The organism is Streptomyces sp. NPDC059900, assembly GCF_050270335.1.
Taxonomy (GTDB): Bacteria; Actinomycetota; Actinomycetes; order Streptomycetales; family Streptomycetaceae; genus Streptomyces.
The window spans coordinates 1-1,123 of record NZ_JBNNJZ010001152.1; the positions used below are offsets into that span (position 1 = coordinate 1).

The following is a 1,123-nucleotide window of genomic DNA, read 5'->3' on the forward strand; positions in this document are numbered from 1 at the left end:
GCTTGAGCTTGCCGATGCCCTGCTGGAGGGCGGGCGACGAGGCCAAAAAGTGCTGCTGGAGGGCGAAGGGCAGGGCGACGCCCTGCGGCGCGTCGACGGCTTTCGCCACGAATTCGGCTGCCCTGGCGCGCAGTTCGCCCGCGGAGGGTGCGCTCAGCCCGAGGCGGGCCGCCAGGTGCCCCAGGAGGTTGTCGCGCGGCGGGCGGGGCTGCCCGTAGAAGGCGGTCAGGTCGGCCGTGCGGCTGTCGAGTACGTGGTGCAGTTCGCCGAGGTTGGCCGCCTTGGTGCCGTAGCGGTCGCGGTCGGCGCTGCGCAGCCGGTGCAGGGCCAAAACGGGGGCCTCTTCGAGCAGGGGCGGTTCGAGGCGGATGCGCTGCTGGTGCCAGGCCGGGGCGTGCAGGGCCGGCTCGTGCTCCAGGCGCTCCAGGGATATCGCGTCCTCGCGCACCCGGTAGCGCACCCATGCGCCGTCCAGGGCGTCCTTCTCGACGAGCTGTTCCAGGTCGCGCACGATCGCGTTGGGTATGCCCCAGCCGGAGGCCAGGACATTGGTGTGCGAGAGCGGGGTGATGGGCGCGGTGTTGAGGAATCCGGCCACCCGGGGCACGTCGTCGGGCAGGCAGGGCATGGCCACGATGTCCGCCCAGCCGAGTGAGGCCTCGGCCGCCGCGTAGGCCTCGTGGGTCGCGAAGTACCGCAGCCGTCCGGTGGCTTCGCCGGTGTTCAGCGGGGTGCGGGTCCTGGAGCCGAAGAGTTCGTGGCTCAGGATGCGCGGCACGCGCAGTTCGCTGATGGCCGCAAGGGCCTCCTCCTGCCCGTGGTTGGCGGGCTTGAGCAGCAGCGGCAGCCTGCCGTCGACCCGGGTGCGCACGAACTCGTAGAAGTATTCCAGGAGGTCGCCGTGCATGGTGTCGGCCTCGGTCGTCTCCAGGACGAGGAAGGTGCGTTCGGGGCCTTCCGGCTCCTGCTCGGTGTGCAGGGACAGCACGCCGAGCAGGAAGCGGCGCCCGGGATCCATGTAGACGGAGGCGTTGAAGGCGTCCAGGTCCGCGTCCAGGGCGGTGAGTTCCATGCCCAGGACGCGGGTGGCGATGTAGTTGACGTGGAAGGGGTGCCAGGCGGT

1 pseudogene is annotated in these 1,123 nt (G+C 71.0%); it reads right to left on the reverse strand.

From position 1 onward, the window contains the following. Positions 1 to 1,123: pseudogene (locus ACQKIP_RS47995) on the reverse strand (PEP/pyruvate-binding domain-containing protein); the annotation flags it as partial.